This window comes from Citrobacter sp. VF227, from assembly GCF_052950715.1.
The window spans coordinates 1-598 of record NZ_JBRFVF010000162.1 but is presented as its reverse complement, the minus strand read 5'-3'; the positions used below and the strand labels follow the sequence as shown (position 1 = coordinate 598).

Below are 598 nucleotides of genomic sequence, written 5' to 3'. Positions count from 1 at the left end.
TATTTACACTGTAATCACGAAACAAACAACGAAATATGCCAATATTAACGACGCTAACCATACAGACATTGTAGACAACACATTCAATTCAATTGTTAAAGCATTAAGAAAGTACCACAGAGGCGAAGGCGAAAACATTAAAAATATTTTTGCCTATGCGACAGGCACAGCAAAAAAACTTGCATTTAGACAAGCAAGCATGAACGCTTGGGCAAACGTTGGTATTATTTAATAAACCGGTGGTTTTCATGGTGTTTCATCGTTTACGTCATGTTGTGATACTTAACCTGTCCTTGTACATGAATGAGGGACATGCATTTGCTACACAAATTTCAGGTGGCTATGTAACAGATATTCGAATGATTATGACATCTAGGCAACAAAATGCGACAGTTACGCAAGTCGATGCTGAAACAATGGCTAAACACATAAAATAAGTTTTATGATTATTGTCTTTGCTGTCTACATTGTTGCACCACTTATGTTTTATCTCGGTTTCTACTTCGTCCAACATCAATTGTCTTTCATATTAAAATATCCATTGTCATTCCAATATTTGACAACGTCTTGTTTCGTTCATTATCTCACTATCCCCTGA

General features: G+C 35.8%; 1 protein-coding gene. It reads left to right on the top strand.

All coding sequences use genetic code 11. From position 1 onward, the window contains the following. Positions 1-232: hypothetical protein (locus tag ACU8YC_RS25650; protein ID WP_446896059.1), on the top strand; the 232-nt coding region annotated here is incomplete at its 5' end. Positions 233-598 lie beyond the last annotated feature (366 nt).